This is a genomic window from Paenibacillus psychroresistens, assembly GCF_009728935.1.
Taxonomy (GTDB): Bacteria; Bacillota; Bacilli; order Paenibacillales; family NBRC-103111; genus Paenibacillus_AC; species Paenibacillus_AC psychroresistens.
In genome coordinates this window covers 2,307,434-2,325,920 of record NZ_CP034235.1, presented here as the reverse complement: position 1 = coordinate 2,325,920, position 18,487 = coordinate 2,307,434, and the positions used below count along the sequence as shown (strand labels likewise).

The window sequence follows — 18,487 nt, the reverse complement described above, 5'->3', positions numbered from 1 at the left end:
ATGAAAAAGGCCCCTGCACCCTATACCTCTGGGCAAAGACCTTAGTCATAATCTTCGTTCTTATGCGATTAGAATAGCTTCAATTACATTTAATTCATCATCGCTGAATTTCACTCCAGAAGCTTTAATATTAGCTTCGATTTGATCAGGTCGAGATGCCCCTACAATACAGCTGGAGATATTCGGCAGCCTTAAGATCCACGCTAATGCAAGCTGTGCCATACTGATGCCCTTTGCTCCCGCAATTTCCTGCAATTGCTCTACCTTGCGCAGCTGTTCATCCTTTAATAACCATTCCATGAACATGTTGGATTTAGCATCTGTCGCTCTGGAGCCCTCTGGGACTGCTACTCCTACTTTATATTTACCTGTAAGCACGCCTTGAGCTAGAGGTGAAAACACAACCTGTCCTACTCCCAGTTTCTCTGAAACAGGGATAACATCTTGCTCTATCTGACGTTGCAGCATATGATACTGCGGCTGATTAGAAGCAATTGGATCCAAATTAAGCTCCTTAGCAACCCGAATAGCATCTTGAATTTGCAAGGCACTCCATTCGCTAACACCTGTATATAGAACTTTCCCTTGCGAAACCAAATCATCTAAAGCTCTCAAGGTTTCATCAAGCGGTGTTTCTTCATCAAAGCGGTGGCACTGATATAAATCAATGTAATCTACATTCATTCGTTTCAAGCTCGCTTCGCATTGCTCCATAATATGTTTTCTTGATAAACCGCGATCATTGGGTCCTTCCTCCATCGGGAAGAACACCTTTGTTGCCAATACATAAGAATCACGACGATATTTTTTGAGTGATTTAGCCATAATTTCTTCTGCAGCTCCGCGGTAATAAGCGTTAGCCGTATCAAAAAAATTAACACCTAGCTCATAAGCTTTATCAATGACAGCTTCGGACTGAGCAGCCTGTACAGAGCCACCATAAGTCAACCAGCTTCCTAGTCCAATTTCACTAACCTTTAATCCTGTTCTACCTAAGCGACGATATTGCATTTTATATTCCTCCAATTGTTTTTCATTAATATTCAACATTCTCTTGCAAAAAGAATTGCTGGCGCCAGCCTAATAAGACCTTTGCTTTCTCATTGGATAATAAAGCTGGACGTCCATCACCAGGAAGCTTATTATTCTTAATATTTGGTAAGTATCGTTGCACTAGCTCAGCCGTACTAAGATTGGATGAAGTATCATCCGCTGCGAGAATTATCGCTTGTGCACCAAGCCCAGTCTTATCTACTGCAAGTCTGCAAGCTGCTGCTACATCACGCACATCAATGTAAGACCAAAGAATGACTTTGCGATCCTCAGGCTTTGTAAAGCTTTCATGTACTCGCGGATAATCATTCGGTTCAAGAATGTTGCCTAACCGCAAGGATATAACTTGCATCCCCGTTCTTCGGTGGAAAGCTTCAGCTGTTACCTCATTAACCACCTTGGATAAACCATAGCTATCCTCCGGCAGCTGTGGATGCTGTTCATCCACAGGCAAATATTGCGGTGAGAAAAATGGAGAAGCAAATACCATTCCATAAGAGGATTCACTGGATGCCAGCACCACATTATTGATTCCTAAGTTTGCTGCTGCTTCAAGAATATTATAAGTATTCATCACATTATTGCGATAAATATAGTCATTCGCATAAGTATACGCTTGTGGAATTGCAGCAAAATGGATAACCGCGTCAAACGACTTGCGATTTCTTCCATTATAGCGAGACAATGCGTTATGCACCTGGCCTAAATCATTAAGATCCACAATAACCGTATCACATAATGGTTCATCCGGCAGCTTCCAATCTAAATTTAAAACATCAAATCCATGATCTAACATTTCTTTTATAATCCATTTCCCGGCTTTGCCGCTTCCGCCTGTAATGGCAATACGTTTTTTCTCCAAGATGGCATCACTCCCATTTTTTTGGATCTTTTGCCATCTTATACGCTAATCTTAAAAATAGATAGTAGTGAAATATTCTTAACATTATTACCATTTTTAAACCTAATTACTTTATGTATAGTAGCTTTATATAGTATAATAGGAGCTAGGTTAAGTCATATCTCAAGGAGTGAATAAGCAAATGAGCTTGAAAGAAAGCAATATTGATAATTATATCCCTAAAATCCCGAAGATTATTGACTGCAGAATAGAAAAAACCTTAAATGTTATAGGTGGCAAATGGTCTTTTTACGTAATAAGAGAGCTTTTCGATGGCATTAAACGCTTCGGGGAGCTGCAACGGCAAATTAATGGGGTCAGTCCAAAGGCTTTAACGGATACTTTACGCCATTTAGAAGTTCAAGGTGTCTTGGAGCGAGAAGCTTTTGCTACTGTTCCGGTAACTGTACAATACAAATTAACCCCCAAAGGCGAAGATCTCCATCAGATTCTGATTGAGATGAAGCTTTGGGCGGCTAAATGGGCTTAAATTTATTAATAGGCATCCATTGGCAGCTGCCAATCTATCAGAGCACTGCCGTTTTGCCGTAGGAAACGGTTTGCTGCAGAAAACGGTTTGCTGCCAAAGAATCCTCTATAAGAGGATAAGGGGCTTGGATGTACGGATTGAATCACGAGATGCTTGGGATTAGTAATTAATTCGGTTTTTTGTTGAGCCCCATTCCCCCATAGAATGAAGACAACAGGATTCACACGTGCATTCAATAGACTAATAATTAGGTTGGTGAATTGCTGCCAGCCTATTTTCTTATGTGAATTTGCTTCACCCGCACGAACAGTCATGACAGTATTGAGCAATAAGACACCTTGCTCTGCCCAAGAATGCAAGCAACCATGATTGGGGATATTGAAATCTACATCCGATTGCAGCTCTATGAAAATATTCTTTAGCGAGGGTGGAAGCGGTACGCCAGGTTGGACAGAAAAGCTTAGACCATGCGCTTGACCAGCACCATGATAAGGATCTTGCCCAAGAATGACAACCTTCGTATTCGCATAGGAAGTTGCCTGCAATGCAGTAAACAAATCAGCTCGGTTGGGATATACCACCTTAGTCTGGTATTCTTCCTCTAGCGTCGTCATTAGCTTTAAGTAATAAGGCTTTGCAAATTCCTCTTCCAACAGCACTTTCCAATCATCTTGGATTTGTATCATGGTTACTCTATCATTCCTTTAATGTGAAGTTCAATATAAGCTTTCTTTTACTATAACGTATTGTCCGACTTTTCTCATGTAATTCTACATAAAAAAAGACCACTGCGTAATTGCCAGTGATCTGCTGTAAAACAATTATATTACGAATGTACTAGAGTACAAATGGTAAATTCACTGCCGTCTTTAAAAAAGTAGCTGCTAGTTAATTTAACCGAATGTAAACTATGGGATAGGATTTGACCTCTACCCAGCTGTGAACCATATTGTGTTACCATTACCTCAACAGCATTCAATATAGCATTATCGAAGTCTGCATCTGTTTTTAGAATTTGCCCGGGTAACATACCTGACCTCCAAATAGATTTATAAAATAACATAACGAATGGAAAGGCAAATTTGTTGCAGCACCGAGTGCAAATTATGTAGAAAGCATTAAAAAAAACCGGGAAATAGCTTCCCGATTTCATTTAATCACTTTATAACGTTTAATTCTGTAGGATGAAATCTTTAGCAACCTTATCATTCGCTTCAAATGTACGGAGAATCTCATATTTAGTATTACGCTGAGCTGGGATTTTCCCGGCTTCGCGAATCAATTGTAGAATGAGTTCAATGTTTACTTTATGAGTTGTTCCAGCTGCAGATACGACGTTCTCTTCCATCATTGTACTCCCAAAATCATTGCAGCCATATTCAAGTGATAATTTACCGACGTCTGGTCCCATGGTTACCCATGAGGATTGAAAATTCGGAATATTATCAAGCATAATCCGACTGATTGCTAGAGTCTTAAGGTACTCTTCTGCTGTAACCTTAACACCTTTCATATTCGTATTGTCAGGTTGGAATGTCCAAGGAATAAAGGCTAGAAACCCTGGTGAATTATATTTGCGCTCGACACATTCATCCTGGGCCGTACGAATACGTTCAAAATGAAGGGCTCTCTCTTCGTACGATTCTCCTAAACCAATAACCATAGTTCCTGTTGAATGCATGCCTAGCTTGTGGCCTGTTTGCATAACATCCATCCAATCGCGCCAGCTCCCCTTCAAACGGCTGATCCGTCTACGGGTGCGGTCATCGAGAATTTCTGCTCCGCCACCTGGCAACGAGTCCAGCCCAGCAGCATGCAGTTCACTCAGCACTTCTTCTAAAGACATGCCACCGGAGTTTTCCTTGATTTTCATAATTTCAGCCGGAGATAATGAATGCATTTGAACATTAAAACGTTTTTTGATTTCACGAAGCAGGTCGGTATAATAGGAAAAAGGTAAATCTGGATTTACTCCGCCTTGCATCAGAATCTCAGTACCACCTACATCAAGTGTTTCTTGTATTTTTTGAAAAATTAACTCGTCTGGTAATACATAACCCTCTTTAGAGCCTGGTGCACGATAAAAAGCACAAAATTTGCAATAAACATCACAAATGTTCGTGTAGTTGATATTCCGTCCAATTACGAAGGTTGTTACAGGATCAGGATGCCATTTAAGCATGATTTTATTGGCTGTATCACCAATCTTTTCAACCTCATCCGATTCGAATAAAGCGATACATTCTTCAACATTCATTCTTTCTCCCGCTAAGGATTTCTTCAATATATGGTCAATAGCTAGCAATACAATCACTCCAATCATCTTTATCTATCTCTTATCGTACCATACATACGGTGCATTAGTCATTCTGAAAAACAACCCTTTTGATCTCGAAAGGATCAAAAGGGTTAGCTCAAATATTGTAAGCGGCACGCATTTGCATGATCTTTTCTTTCAAGTGCGGGACGTGAGTGCGAGCATAATCAAATTGCATCCGTTCTGGCTTGGCAAAATAATAACCCTGACCCATTTTGACCTGATGATCGAATAAAATATTCGCTTCTTCTTCACGTTCTATGCCTTCTGCAATCACCTGACATTTAATATCTGCTGCAAAAAATAACAAAGCGCGAAGTAGAGATTGTTTGACTGCAACTTGATCTATATTCTGAATCACTGATTTATCAATTTTGATCATATCCGGTATAAGCTCAGAAATGGACTGCAGGCTCGAATATCCCGCTCCAGCATCATCCACAGCAAACCTAAATCCATGGCTTCTATAATTTCGCAGGATCGTACCCATCTGTTCATAATCACGTATCGAATGCCGCTCTGTTATTTCAAATATGATTTGTGTCGCTAGGATCTTAGGATACTGCTGTAAACAATTTAAGACATGAACCAATAATGTAGGCTGCATCAATGAAATAGGCGTAATATTAATGAATACTTGCTCAGTTATACTGCGACTAGATATCTCCAAAAATGCTTTCTCTAATACAAGATATTCTAGCTCCTGAAGTAAATCTGCTTGATGCGCAAATTCAAATAACTCTGTAGGAGTATGAAAAGGAGAATGCTGCGGGCCTCGAGTTAAGACCTCCCAGCCAAAAATTTCACCCGTATCTAAGCACATAATGGGCTGTGTCAGCACATAAATCGCTTTATCTTTAATGATTTCTTGAAGCCTTAGCCGATACGGTGCGAAATGAGCAGGAAGTCGATCTGTGGCTACGCAAAGCGCATAATAATAAGCTGCTTGTAAGGCAGCTTCTGTATGTTCAGTACTCTGACCCACAATCATACTACCCGATTGAAACTTTAATCGACCATATAGTTGCTGCTCCATGAAATGGTTTAAGTTTAGTTCCACATCTTTGCGAAAGCATACTTCTTTTTGGTGAAGATCTTCGTAAGTCCAATCTTTATCTACTTTTAAGATTACGGTAAAGTCATCTGGATTGAATTGCTTAACACCCAATATCAGACTCTCATTAAAACTTCTCTTTAATACATCTATAAACTCATATTTCAATTGCTGCAAAAGCTTTTGAGCGAGTGAATAAGGAATTTTGGCTAAGATATTCTGAAAATCATCCATATGAATCACAATGACTGCATAATGGAGACCTTTACGACGATACGCGTGAACCAATGATAAAAGTGGATCTCGTATAATAAATTCAGGAGGAAAAAACCTCAAGGCTCGATTTGGAAAAGGCAATGACCAAAGCAATTTAATACGTTTTTCCCATCTAGCGGCCATAGAATACCTCATCGCTCTCCTCCTGCTGTGTTTGTAAATAACCTATGAGCTTTGGGTAAAGTTAACAAAAGCTAATGGTATTTTATCACATCTAATCAGCAAAAAGAAGTCGAATTTTAGCGAATATACCCGCATATAATAAGCGTTTATAGTCCTTTAGTACTATTTTTCAAAAGCTTGGGCTAAATCTGCTAGAATATCATCGATATGCTCCAGTCCTACAGAATAGCGCAGCAAGCCATCTGTTATGCCCCTTTGATGTCTCACTTCACGTGGCATTGCAGCATGCGACATCATAGCTGGATAGGACAATATGCTTTCAACTGCCCCTAAGCTTACTGCAACTAGAGGAATTTTCACACGTGCTAATACCCGCTTCGCGTTTTCTTCCGAGCCCGTATCGAAGGAAACCACAGCTCCATATCCAAGCGATTGCTTTTCATGAATGGCTCTGCCCGGATGATTCGGTAAGCCCGGATAAAAAACCTGTGTAATAGCAGGATGTTTATCTAACCATTCAGCTAGAACTCGTGCACTTTTTTCGGAAAATTCCATTCTTGCTTGCAACGTTTTCATACCGCGAATCAATAGCCAGCTGTCTTGCACACCTAATACATTGCCTAGTCCGTTCTGAATTTGTTTTAACCGAACCCCTAAACTATCACTATTAACCACAGCAAGTCCAGCAAGTAAATCACTGTGCCCACCGAGGAATTTGGTTGCGCTATGCAAGACAATATCTATCCCCAGCTCAATCGGTCTTTGGTGATAGGGCGTCATAAAAGTATTATCCAGCATTGTTAACAAACCAAATTCCTTAGCCCAGTCTGTCAATTCTCTGATATCAGTTATTTTCAAAGTAGGATTAGAGGGTGTTTCCACGAAAACAGCTTTCGTATTCGGCTTCCACGCTGCTTTGACGGCTTCGATTTGAGTCATATCCACAAAGGTCGTTTCGATATTCATCCGACTCATAATGGTACTCAATAAACGATAAGTACCGCCATATACATCCTCTGTACAAATGACATGATCACCTGCTGAAAGCAGCATAAAAGCAGCTGAAATCGCCGTCATGCCAGAGGAAAATGCGAATCCTCTTGTCCCGCCTTCCAGCATCGCGATATAGTCCTCTAAGGCTTGTCGTGTTGGATTTCCCGAACGTGTGTAATCATATTCTGGTGGATTATCCAATGAATAATGATGAAAAGTTGACGCTTGGTATAATGGAACACTAGAGGCTCCAGTATGCGTGTCAATTTCTGCCCCAAAATGGATAAGCCTAGTGGCGAAATTAGTTTGCGGTGACAGCTTTTTTTCTTGATTATCTCCCATTTGAGAAAACCTCCGTAATCATTAATTCAACTCATTACTTGCAATTTCAAAAGCATTGCTTAGATCGGCAATGATATCATCAATATGCTCAATCCCCACTGAAAACCGCAGCAAACGATCATCCACGCCAATTTGACGACGAATTTCTTCTGGAATATCTGCATGTGTTTGAACAGCTGGATAAGTCATTAACGATTCCACTCCACCTAAGCTTTCTGCAAAAGCTATCAACCGAATACTGCGCAGAATAGGCTCTATCGTGCGAGCATCCTTCATTTTAAAAGAGAGAATCCCTGTGTTGCCTGATGATTGACGCTGCTGCACTTCATAATTAGGATGACTTTCTAGACCAGGATAATAAACTTGCTCCACCATAGGATGAGCATCCAAGAAAGCTGCCATCCGAGTAGCATTATGTTGATGTCTTTCCATGCGAAGTGCTAAGGTTTTCATCCCTCTCATCATTAACCAGCTATCCTGTGGTCCAAGTACAGCACCCATTGTATTATGTAGAAATGCAATTTGCTCGGAGAGCTCTTTGCCTTTCGAAACGATTAATCCAGCAAGTACATCATTATGTCCACCTAGATATTTGGTCGCGCTGTGAATAACAATATCCGCGCCAAGCTCAAGCGGCCTTTGGAAGAATGGAGTTAATAAAGTATTGTCTACTATAGTAATGAGGTTATGATGCTTCGCCCAAGTACAAACCTTGGCAATATCTGTAATCATCATTAAAGGATTAGTTGGAGTCTCAATCAATACAGCCTTGGTGTTGGATTGGCGCTTGGATTCCAAGCCATCTAAATCATTCGTATCTACATAGGAGGCAGTAACCCCAAATCTAGACATTACTTTCTCGAGCAAACGGTAAGTCCCTCCGTACAAATCAAGCGAAACCAATAAGTGATCGCCTTGACTAAAAAGCGCAAAAATCGTTTGTAAGGAAGCCATGCCTGAGCTGCTAGCAAAACCGGCATCTCCGCTCTCTAAATCGGCAATGGCTTGTTCTAGTACTGATCTTGTTGGACTCTTCGTCCGCGCATAATCAAAACCAGTGCTTTGTCCTAAACGTGGATGGCGAAATGCGGTTGATTGGTAGATCGGAAAGCTAACTGCGCCAGTTACCGGCTCAGAGATGGATCCAATTTGGGCTAAACGGCTTTCTATGTTCATATTAAGATGAACTCCTCTCATAATGAAGCTAAATTATATATTCCAATCGAATGGTGTTTTTTGATATACGTAATAATTGAGCCAGTTGGAAAAAAGCAGATTAGCATGAGCGCGCCATGATGAGACAGGTGTTTGCGTTGGATCATCATTGGGATAATAGTTCCGTGGGATTGCCACATCAAGTCCTTTACTGGCATCTCGGTCATATTCCCATTTCAACGTTAATGGATCGTACTCCGAATGGCCTGTAACAAAAATTTGCCTGCCGTCCTTAGTAGCTGCAATATAAACGCCCGCTTCTGCGGATTCAGATAAGATTTCAATATCATCGCGACCTGCGATGTCTTCGCGTCGCACTTCTGTATGGCGAGATTGCGGCACATGGAACACTTCATCAAAGCCTCTGAGCAGCTTTACATTTTTCTGGTTAATTGTATGAGGGAAGACACCAAACATTTTTTCATCCAAAGAAAACTTAGGAATATCAAAATGATGATACAGCCCCGCTTGAGCGCCCCAACATATATGAAGTGTTGAAGTAACACGCTTCTTGCTCCAGTCCATGATTTGTTGAAGCTCTTCCCAGTAGGTCACATCTCTAAACTCCATTTGTTCTACGGGTGCACCGGTTATAATCATGCCATCAAAATTCTCATGTTTAATGTCATCAAATGTCTTATAGAAGGTTTCCAAATGCTCAGCGGAAGTATTTTTTGAAATATGTGTTTTGGGATGCAATAACACAAACTCCACTTGAAGCGGTGAATTTGCCAACAGCCGCAGAATTTGAGTTTCAGTCGTTTCTTTAGTCGGCATTAAATTAAGAATAATGATTCGCAATGGGCGGATGTCTTGAAGAAAAGCTTCACTTTCATCCATTACGAATACATTCTCTTGATTTAATATTTCTTTGGCGGGTAAATGGTCGGGTATCTTAATAGGCATTCTGACTCACTCCTTTGTGTGATTATAACGAAAAAGACCTTTCTCAAAGAGAGAAAGGCCATAGAAATATAACAATGTCCTTTCTCATCTCTCAGAAGCTGCATGGCTCCTGCAAGAATTAGCACCGTTCATACCTTGTTTCCAAGATTTGTCGGTTGCCGGGTGTCATCGGGCTAGTCCCTCCACCTACTCTAGATAAGAAATTCAATACTATTTAATTTGTTTTACCTAAGCTTATTACTCACTATTATACCTACTTTTCTGAAAATGTACACCCCTTTTAAGTACCTAGAATGAAAACCAGCTTTTTTGTTCTGAAACTTATGTTATTGGATCTAATCAAAGAATAAAAATTTATGCTAAGATGTATCTTGATGAATGGCAAACGGCAGGTTATACTATAAAAAGTATTCCGACTAGAAAATGAGGTGCAACTGTATGGACGGAGATCGAACGAGTGGAATAAACATATTTAATCCAACCGCATATTTCCTGAAAACAGTCGGTGCACACACCTGTCTACTTGTGCCTGCGTGAAACGTATCGACTGTTTTCGCTCTTAAAGCTTGATCAACCAAGAGGAGTGAAAACAAATGAAAATACGTTTAGTTGAGCATGGCCAGTTTTCTTTAATCGATGATGTTTCCCTTACTCTTACACAGCCGACAAACGGCTATTATTGGATTGATGCCACTATAGATGATCTGGAAGAGCTGCAGCCTTTGTTCCATCTGCATGATTTGGCTGTGGAGGATTGCTTAAGCGAAGAAGAGCAACGTCCCAAAATTGAAATTTATGACGGTCATTATTTTATTGTTATTAATAGCATTCGTTTCGATGACGAAGAATTCTTCTTGCGGTCATTGAATATGTTTCTGGGCAAACACTATATCATTACCGTCACCAAACAAAAGATCAATGAAATGCGCGCGCTAAAACCGATACTCTTAGAAGAACAAGTCAACACACCGGATCGTTTCTTATATCATATCGTTGACCTTGTTATTGATAATTACTTCTCCGTTGGGGATCGAATTGAAACCAAGCTCGAAAAGCTTGAAGAAGATATCTTAATGCACACCAAAAAATCACACTTGAACGAGATTATTGGATTACGCAGTGAGATTTTATGGTTAAAAAAGGTACTGGTTCCGCAAAAGGATCTAGTTTCTACTCTGCACAAACGTGATTTAAAGCTAATTCACGATCAGCTGCAAAAATATTTTGGCGATATTTATGAAAATGCGGTGAAAATTACCGAAACCTTTGATACCTATCGCGATTTGATGGCCAACTTACGTGAAGCCTATCAATCCAGTCTAGCCAATCGTGCCAATGAAATCATGCGTGTATTTACAGCTCTTACCACTATATTCATGCCTTTAACCTTTATTACTGGCTTATATGGAATGAACTTCGAAAAGCTTCCAGGACGTGATTTTCCAGGCGGAGAATACATTGTAATGGGCGGTATGCTGGCTCTTGGAGTAAGTATGCTTTGGTATTTCCGTAAGAAAGACTGGCTATGAGTGTTTTTCCCAAAAACCGCATCAGACCTATAGCTGAAAAGCTGTACATCTGAAGCGGTTTTTTGCTGTTTACTCCACCTTATAAAATAACACTAAATATCATTTGACAGTAACTTTCATATTTTGTATACTTCGATTATTGAACTAAATGGAATGAGCGTGGAGCAAATGAGCGATAATAAAAAGAATAATAAAGCATTAATTATTACGGGCCTGATGATTGGAATTATTTTTGCTGAGCTCGATGAAACGGTTGTAAGTACTGCCATGCCGACAATCGTACGTGACTTAGGCGGATTATCTCTTTATGGCTGGGTTGCTGGAATCTATATGCTGGCTATGACTTCCTTTATTCCAATTCTCGGTAAATTGGCTGATCTCTACGGGCGAAAACGAATCTATGTCATTAGTATGGGCCTTTTTATTGCAGGGTCCGTTATCAGCGGCTTTTCTACCTCTATGACTGTGCTATTAATTGGCCGAGGTATTCAGGGTATTGGTGCAGGGGGTCTTCTGCCATTAGCGCTGGTCATCTTCGGCGATTCTTTTACCGTTGAAGAACGAGCCAAGACACAAGGTATATTCGGTGCATTTATGTTTATTCCACAACTGCTTGGACCTTTAATTGGTGGTTATCTCACACAGCATATTTCTTGGCACTGGATTTTCTGGGTCAATATTCCTGTGGGGATTGTTGCTGCATTTGTACTATCTGCAGGGCTGCGTGAATCAACGATTAGAGATAAAAAAGTCAGCGTGGATTGGGCAGGCGCATTTCTGCTTGTAGGATCCATTCTAGCTTTATTGCTTACCCCCGTGCTTCATCAAAATGAAGGTTATGCATGGGATTCCTCTGTAATAGTTGGTCTTTGGGTATTAGGCGCAGTGCTGCTAAGCTTGTTTATATATGTAGAATCCAAGGCCAAAGAACCCATATTACCCTTAGATCTTTTTAAGAATCGCACTTTTGTAGTGCTTTCATTAATTGTATTTACGATGGTGTTAGGTATTATGGGAGCTTTTGCTGCCTTTCCGTTTTATGCTCAGAATGTGATTGGATTAACACCGATTGTGTCTGGTTACTTAAGCTTGCCTCTGATGGTCGGAGCTATTCTAGCAAGTGTAATAAGCGGGCGTCTGATTACTAAAGTTCCTTACAAATATATTTTCGCCGTATCTATGCTGCTGCCGGCTATTGGATTTTATCTGATGACGAACATCGATATTCACACTAAAATAATTGCAATCATTTGCTATTTCTTCATCCTCGGTCTCGGATTTGGCATCATGTTTAACAATAATCTGATCATCCAGGAATCTGTACCTAAGGAACAAAGCGGGATCGCTTTATCATCTGTTACTCTATTTCAATCGATTGGCATGACAGTTGGCCTAAGTATTTTTGGAAGTCTGTTAGCGTCTAAAATCACTTCAGGTATTGGGGGATTAATGACAGAGGTTCCGGCAGATAGTGTGGAAGCTCTCAAGAAGGCGGCTCAAGGGGGCATTCCAAAAGGGATCGATCCAAGCTTGGCAGAACAAATTAAAATTGTTTTCGCAGATGCGTTTAGGCATTTGTACTGGGTTTCCTTCGGAGTTGCCTTAGTGGTATGTATCCTTTGTTGGTTTCTGAAAAAGGAAGTACTAGCTACTGCTCCTTCAATTCCGAAACAGAATGAACAAGCCTCCCTAGAAGCATAATTAGATATTAGCTGGAGGTAACTAATGGTTGTGGACAAACAGCAAAAACTAGGACTGCGTGAACGAAAAAAAATAAAAACAAGAGCAGCGATTCAACGACATGCGCTGCTCTTGTTTCGCAAACAGGGTTATAACACAACGACGATTGAACAAATCGCAGAAGCTGCAGAAATTTCAGCCAGTACTTTTTTCAGGTATTTCCCTACAAAAGAAGCCGTAGTTATAGAGGATGATTTTGATCCTTTGTTAATCCAATTATTCAAGCAGCAGCCAGCAAGCTTGACACCGCTCCAAGCCATGCATAAATCTATGGTAACGGGTATATCCATGATTCCTAAAGAAGCTCACAGTGAATTAAGGGAACGTTTGGAGTTAACTAGATCTGTCCCTGAATTGCACGCCGCTTTATTAAGTCAAATGGCAAATACGATGCACTTGATTGCAGGGCTTATAGCGGATAGAATTGGCGCTGACCCTCATGATTTTCAGGTGCTTACAATGGCAGGATCGATAATTGGTGTTATGATGGCGGTGCAGGGATACCTAGTATTTAATCCAGATGCGGATTTTGCGGAGCTAGTTGATCAAGCTATGATACATTTAGAGGCTGGATTGCCTATGAAATAACTCCGAATTAGCCCTGAATATGATACTCATACCCATGTTTATCAATAACTACCTCGTAGCTCCCTTCCCCAATTGAAGAAACCGATGCCCCCATACATATAGGTACTACTGAGCTCAGGATTCTTAGGTAACCTTTGCCTCCAGCTGCCTGAATCTTAATAGTTAACTTATCCATATAAAGATTAAGGTCACCTAATGCAGTGGGAACGGTTCCTTCTATCCATTCAAGTCCACCGAGATGGGGTTGGATCACATATGTTTGATAACCAGGGGTAAGTGGACTTACACCAAGAAAATATTTGCCCAGCAGATAAATCGGGCTTGCCCCCCAAGCATGGCATAAACTCTTGCCGTAGCGGGAGCCGTACATTGCATAATGTTCTGGCCCGCTTAACTTGGGGTTATATTCCTCCCAAAATGTGGTTACCCCCAGATCGAGCATTCCTCCCCAATAATCCAAAATTTCACCCATCACATAGGGATGCTCGCCAATCTCACAGAGTGCCGCCAGTTCAAAAAAACGCATATAAGGCGTTTTTATCTTCTGGATTTCATCATTAACCAACACTTGTTTTCTGACTTTTTCTGATTGGGCAGCATCCAGATAGCCGTACAATACAGCAAACATATTAGGGTATTTGGTTATCTGTGTACTCAGAACACCTTGATGGCGTTGATGAACAAAGCCACCTAGGTCATCCTTCCAGAATGTTTCGAAGAGCTTTTTCTTTAATTCTGTTCCCATTGAGGAGTACTGTATCTCACGTGCTTTATCTTCGACTATGGATGCAAAGCTAGACATGGCTTCCAAGCTTCTGCAGAATAAGATTTGGATAACACTTACCTCTCCCCGATTGTCTAAGTCATTCCAATCTACGAACACCCAATCCTCTTCCATCCCCTCAACCATTCCTGCATCATTTATTCTTGTGAGGCAAAAGTCCATTAAAACAACTATATTGTCGTAATGAGCACGAATAAAGGCCTCATCTCCTGTGTACATGTAATAATCCTGAATGGAAATAAACCAGTAAAAGCTGTAATCCAGAATCGTATTAATATGCGTTTCTACCGGATTTTTTCCTCTTAGAGCAATTAGTGTTCGCTTAGTAATTTCCTGATCAAAAAAACTATAATAGTTCATTAAGAATGATTGGTAGGCATCCCCTGACCACACCCATCGATCTCGTTTAATCCCGTCAAAAAAGAACTCGCGAGTGTTTAAATGCAAGGTATAAATGGAAGTATCCCAAATCTGGTTTAACCTTTCATTGGAAGAACGAAACTGTCCATAATATTCAACAGGCGCATATTCATAAAGCATGGAGACTGAACCTAATCTAATATTGCTTCCTGCTTCTGGCTCAATATTTACATATCGAAAAGCTCTTGAAAATGGATTCGTATAGCTAGAAATGCCACTTCCTACCTCGATAATGTCAATTGTTTCACAATATGCTTTGTCGTTAGCTTCTTCGAGTGATTCTCCATAATATAGAGTGACTGTTCCATTTCCTATAAGATTATGTAATTGCAAATAACCAAACGTTTCTTTACCGAAATCCGCTATTAATCCAGTTTCCCCTGATGCTCCTACGATAAGCGGTTGCTGTTCACTTGTCTCAAGTCTAAATTGAGAGGGAGATAAGGATGAATCATAAAAACTCCCCTTTCCTACAGAAACCCATTTTTTATAGTTATGCGATACTTCCCAATGGGAGCCTGTTGAGATTGACTTTCCAGAGATGTACAAAGCCGGTACATTCAATGAGTTATACACCGTTATCAAAAGCGTATGGTTACCAGCAGGAAGGGTGATTGTAGATTTACTCTGTCTTTGGTTATCAAATCCCGACAGATAAGCGGCAAATTCTCCTTCCGTATTAATGCTTATTTCTTCTTCCTTATCGAGTATATAGGTTAAGCGATATACGACACTCCTGTAATGCTGATCCAATCGCCAAAAAGGTGGGAAAATCGCTCCCCGTGTCTTTCTACGTACAGATATTTTTTCATTAAGCCACACTTCAAAATCTCCTGGATACCAAATCCACTCTGCTTGCTGATTCATCGAATTCGTGCTCCCTCACCATTAGTATATTCCTATATTTTAACGAATAATGGCTGCCTAACTAGCCGTTGATCGAGAATATGAGTAAAAGGCATTTTTATCGTATCTTTCAACAAATAACTGGACAAACCTTCACAGGCTACTTACAAATTAAACGCATTGATCAAAGCTGCCATCTTCTCCGCACGACAACAAGAAAAATTGCTGATATCTCGAGGGACGTAGGCTATAAGGATTCCAAATTTTATTCGGCAGTCTTTAAACAATTGTATGGAATTACGCCATCTAGTTATCGTAAGCTGCGAAAGCTAGGTGAGTGATTAAAAAAATGGCAAACGCCTCTGCTAATTTGCACGGACGTTTGCCAATATTCTGAATTGTTCACATAAACGCTAGCTCATCATTGAGCTAAGTAAATATGCGCGCACTAATTTAGACGTATTCTCTAATGAATCCTGATGTGTTCTTTCCATAGCATGTGAGGAGTCAACACCTGGTCCAATTAAACCATGTTTTACATCATATCCAGCATGCATCGCTGAAGTTGCATCCGAGCCATAATTAGGAAAAATATCAATTGTATAGCCAATGTTTTGTTCTATAGCTAGCTGAACCAGTTGTTTTCTCAGCTCATAATGATATGGACCACCACTGTCTTTAGCGCAAATGGAAACGCTGAATTCATTAGAGGCTTGACCTATTCCGCAAATCCCAATATCAACAGCAACATATTCTACCGTTTCTTCAGGAATATTCGAGTTCGCACCAAAGCCTATTTCTTCATTATTGGAAAAGAAGAAGTGAGTCGTGTAAGGAATCACCACTTTGTTTTCTGAAAAATCCTTCAATATAGCTAATAAGCAAGCTACAGGAGCTTTGGCATCGATATGTCTGGATTTGATGAATCCATTATCTAGTTTAACGAATCGAGGGGAAAATGAGATGAAATCTCCGATTTGAATACCCAGCTCTTTTACTTCATCTAAGCTCTTAACCTGTTCATCTAGTCGTACTTCCATATTTTCTTGAGATCTTTCGATTAAATTCGTATCGCGATGTATATGCACGGACGTTTTAGATAAATGAATCGTTCCCGTATATATACGCCCATCTAAAGTGTGTATCTGGCAATACTCCCCTTCAATCGAATTATATGTGAAGCCACCAACTAAGGATAATTTGAGCTTGCCTTTGTCTGTAATTTCCTTCACCATGGCTCCTAAAGTATCTACATGTGCGGAAACTAAACGATGTTTACTTGAATCAGATCCAGCAACAGTGACTAACAAACCGCCTTTTTGAATGCGTTGGCTAGCCATGTTAAATGTATTCAATTCTTGCTGCAGAAATTCAACAATAGAATCCGTATAACCTGATGGACTCGGAATACCGATTAATTTTTCTAAAATATTAACCACATAGTCCATTTTCACTTTTAATCGACTCCTTTATACGAATGAGTGTGTCAGAACTGGCCAATTATCATAGATTCAAGGCAAGTCAATCAACATAAATCTTGTACTGCTAGCTGCTGTTAGATGAAGCTTTGATATATTCGTTACTCGAGCGGTATCTCTTTTACTGAGTTTTTCCGCTCCATTCAATTCTAACACACCATCTACAATGAATATGAATATGCGGCGACCTTCGTTAGCTTTGCCGAGTTAATCCAATGGGATTCCTAGCTTTTTTTTCAATTCATTGATAATAATAAAGCCAGCTCCGTTTTTTGAATAGAGATTATTTACCAAACCAACAGCCAAATGGTTTACTGGATCAGCAAAAGCAATGGAACCGCCATACCCGCCATGCCCAAACGTTGATGCGTGCGGTCCCATGATAGAATCCTGCGCACCGATAGAATATCCCATACTCATGGTAAGTGGAATTCCATCTTGCAGAATGACTGGTTTAGTAGCCAGCTTAATGCGTGCTGGAGAAAGCAATTCTACACCATCCACACCTCCTGGAAGGAGCGCGGCATAGTGTCTAGCAATAGCCTTAGCAGACATGATACCATTGCTCGCTGGAATACATGCTCGACGTGCATCCTGCCTATTCATCCATTCATGAAGCGGCATGATCCATGATGGAATAGACTGGGGTCCTGCAGTAGGATTGACTGCACTCTGCAAATCAAACTCAGGCTCTTCAAGAATCGCAACACGTGATTCAACTGCATCTGGAATCCCTACATACATATCCTCTATACCCAAGGGCATACAGATTTCTTCATGCATAATTTGCGAAAAAGGACGCCCATCTATCCGACGTGCGATCTCCCCTATAATCCAACTGAAAGTAATGGCATGATATTCCATATGTATACCAGGAACCCATTGTGGTGTTAGCTTTGCAATTTTATCACACATTTTGTTCCAATCAACGATATCCTCATATCCCAATGCCTCTGGCATGTGGGGAATCCCCGTTGTATGATTTAATGCATGCCTGATTGTAGCACCTTCTTTGCCATTAACCCCGAACTCCGGCCAGAAGCTGCTAATCTTCAAGTCATAATCTAGTTCTTTTAGATCAGCAAGCAAGTGAATGATTGTGGCTGCGATTCCTTTTGTTGTTGAAAAAACAGGAAATAACGTTGATCCATCCACTTTTCTACCTGTTTTATTGTCGGCTATACCTGCCCAAGCGTCCACTATTAACTCACCTCGATGATAAACGGCAAGCTGAATACCCCGTTCCCTGCCCTCTCCGACAATATCGGCAAGAAGCTGCTGCATTTCCTTTTGAATGTTTTTCATCCTGAACCTCCCATAACGACTCACTCATTTTATGAAATTTGTGTTAATAGTATACTAGACTTGATCATCTTGACAATTATTAAATTTATCTTCTGATAATATACATTCTGATATAAAAAAAGAGAAG

Annotated in this window: 17 protein-coding genes, 1 pseudogene and 1 riboswitch; of the genes and pseudogenes, 5 read left to right on the top strand and 13 right to left on the bottom strand. The window is 40.4% G+C overall.

Annotation, left to right across the window (positions count from 1 at the left end):
* Window positions 1-60 precede the first annotated feature (60 nt).
* Window positions 61-1,011 (bottom strand): aldo/keto reductase family protein, encoded by a 951-nt coding sequence (locus tag EHS13_RS10330; RefSeq protein WP_155700262.1) that lies wholly within the window; start codon window positions 1,009-1,011, stop codon window positions 61-63.
* A 25-nt stretch (window positions 1,012-1,036) separates the two neighbouring features.
* Window positions 1,037-1,915 (bottom strand): NAD-dependent epimerase/dehydratase family protein, encoded by an 879-nt coding sequence (locus EHS13_RS10325; RefSeq protein WP_155700261.1) that lies wholly within the window; start codon window positions 1,913-1,915, stop codon window positions 1,037-1,039.
* Between the two features lie 181 nt (window positions 1,916-2,096).
* Here EHS13_RS10325 and EHS13_RS10320 point away from each other — a divergent pair, with 181 nt between their 5' ends.
* Window positions 2,097-2,444, top strand: a complete 348-nt coding sequence (locus tag EHS13_RS10320) for a winged helix-turn-helix transcriptional regulator (RefSeq protein WP_155700260.1) — start codon at window positions 2,097-2,099, stop codon at window positions 2,442-2,444.
* Window positions 2,445-2,449: 5 nt separating this feature from the next.
* Here EHS13_RS10320 and EHS13_RS10315 read toward each other — a convergent pair whose 3' ends face one another.
* The 7 genes from EHS13_RS10315 to metA all read right to left on the bottom strand — a co-directional run bounded on the left by EHS13_RS10315 (window position 2,450) and on the right by metA (window position 9,670).
* Window positions 2,450-3,130, bottom strand: a complete 681-nt coding sequence (locus tag EHS13_RS10315; protein ID WP_155700259.1) for a uracil-DNA glycosylase — start codon at window positions 3,128-3,130, stop codon at window positions 2,450-2,452.
* 140 nt (window positions 3,131-3,270) lie between these two features.
* Window positions 3,271-3,474, bottom strand: coding sequence for a hypothetical protein (locus EHS13_RS10310; RefSeq protein WP_155700258.1), 204 nt, complete (start codon window positions 3,472-3,474; stop codon window positions 3,271-3,273).
* A 141-nt stretch (window positions 3,475-3,615) separates the two neighbouring features.
* Window positions 3,616-4,749, bottom strand: coding sequence for a cyclic dehypoxanthinyl futalosine synthase (gene mqnC / locus EHS13_RS10305; RefSeq protein WP_155705294.1), 1,134 nt, complete (start codon window positions 4,747-4,749; stop codon window positions 3,616-3,618).
* A 109-nt stretch (window positions 4,750-4,858) separates the two neighbouring features.
* The gene (locus tag EHS13_RS10300; protein ID WP_155700257.1) at window positions 4,859-6,226 is read right to left on the bottom strand and encodes an EAL domain-containing protein; all 1,368 of its coding nucleotides are present in this window, start codon (window positions 6,224-6,226) and stop codon (window positions 4,859-4,861) included.
* A gap of 150 nt (window positions 6,227-6,376) precedes the next feature.
* On the bottom strand, window positions 6,377-7,549 hold the full coding sequence (locus tag EHS13_RS10295) for a trans-sulfuration enzyme family protein (protein WP_155700256.1): 1,173 nt from the start codon (window positions 7,547-7,549) through the stop codon (window positions 6,377-6,379).
* Between the two features lie 21 nt (window positions 7,550-7,570).
* A complete protein-coding gene (locus tag EHS13_RS10290; RefSeq protein ID WP_155700255.1) occupies window positions 7,571-8,725 on the bottom strand; it encodes an aminotransferase class I/II-fold pyridoxal phosphate-dependent enzyme in 1,155 nt (384 codons plus the stop codon).
* A 33-nt stretch (window positions 8,726-8,758) separates the two neighbouring features.
* Entirely contained in the window at window positions 8,759-9,670 is a 912-nt protein-coding gene (gene metA, locus EHS13_RS10285; RefSeq protein ID WP_155700254.1) for a homoserine O-acetyltransferase MetA, read from the bottom strand.
* 81 nt (window positions 9,671-9,751) lie between these two features.
* A riboswitch (SAM riboswitch) is annotated at window positions 9,752-9,872 on the bottom strand.
* Between the two features lie 391 nt (window positions 9,873-10,263).
* Here metA and corA point away from each other — a divergent pair.
* The 3 genes from corA to EHS13_RS10270 all read left to right on the top strand — a co-directional run bounded on the left by corA (window position 10,264) and on the right by EHS13_RS10270 (window position 13,527).
* On the top strand, window positions 10,264-11,199 hold the full coding sequence (gene corA, locus EHS13_RS10280; RefSeq protein WP_155700253.1) for a magnesium/cobalt transporter CorA: 936 nt from the start codon (window positions 10,264-10,266) through the stop codon (window positions 11,197-11,199).
* A 168-nt stretch (window positions 11,200-11,367) separates the two neighbouring features.
* Window positions 11,368-12,900, top strand: coding sequence for an MDR family MFS transporter (locus tag EHS13_RS10275; protein WP_155700252.1), 1,533 nt, complete (start codon window positions 11,368-11,370; stop codon window positions 12,898-12,900).
* Between the two features lie 24 nt (window positions 12,901-12,924).
* Window positions 12,925-13,527 carry an acyl-CoA-like ligand-binding transcription factor gene (locus EHS13_RS10270; protein WP_155700251.1) on the top strand — a complete coding sequence of 201 codons (603 nt, stop codon included), beginning with the start codon at window positions 12,925-12,927 and terminating at the stop codon, window positions 13,525-13,527.
* Between the two features lie 7 nt (window positions 13,528-13,534).
* On the opposite strand, the gene EHS13_RS10265 is transcribed toward EHS13_RS10270, so the two are convergent.
* On the bottom strand, window positions 13,535-15,598 hold the full coding sequence (locus EHS13_RS10265; RefSeq protein ID WP_155700250.1) for a family 78 glycoside hydrolase catalytic domain: 2,064 nt from the start codon (window positions 15,596-15,598) through the stop codon (window positions 13,535-13,537).
* An 80-nt stretch (window positions 15,599-15,678) separates the two neighbouring features.
* Here EHS13_RS10265 and EHS13_RS10260 point away from each other — a divergent pair, with 80 nt between their 5' ends.
* Window positions 15,679-15,918, top strand: coding sequence for a helix-turn-helix domain-containing protein (locus EHS13_RS10260; protein ID WP_155700249.1), 240 nt, complete (start codon window positions 15,679-15,681; stop codon window positions 15,916-15,918).
* Between the two features lie 72 nt (window positions 15,919-15,990).
* Here EHS13_RS10260 and EHS13_RS10255 read toward each other — a convergent pair whose 3' ends face one another.
* The 3 genes and pseudogenes from EHS13_RS10255 to EHS13_RS10250 all read right to left on the bottom strand — a co-directional run bounded on the left by EHS13_RS10255 (window position 15,991) and on the right by EHS13_RS10250 (window position 18,360).
* The gene (locus EHS13_RS10255) at window positions 15,991-17,025 is read right to left on the bottom strand and encodes a M42 family metallopeptidase (protein WP_155705293.1); all 1,035 of its coding nucleotides are present in this window, start codon (window positions 17,023-17,025) and stop codon (window positions 15,991-15,993) included.
* 63 nt (window positions 17,026-17,088) lie between these two features.
* Window positions 17,089-17,241, bottom strand: a pseudogene (locus EHS13_RS37515) (pirin family protein); the annotation flags it as partial.
* A 21-nt stretch (window positions 17,242-17,262) separates the two neighbouring features.
* Entirely contained in the window at window positions 17,263-18,360 is a 1,098-nt protein-coding gene (locus EHS13_RS10250; RefSeq protein WP_155700248.1) for a serine hydrolase domain-containing protein, read from the bottom strand.
* Between the last annotated feature and the right edge of the window lie 127 nt (window positions 18,361-18,487).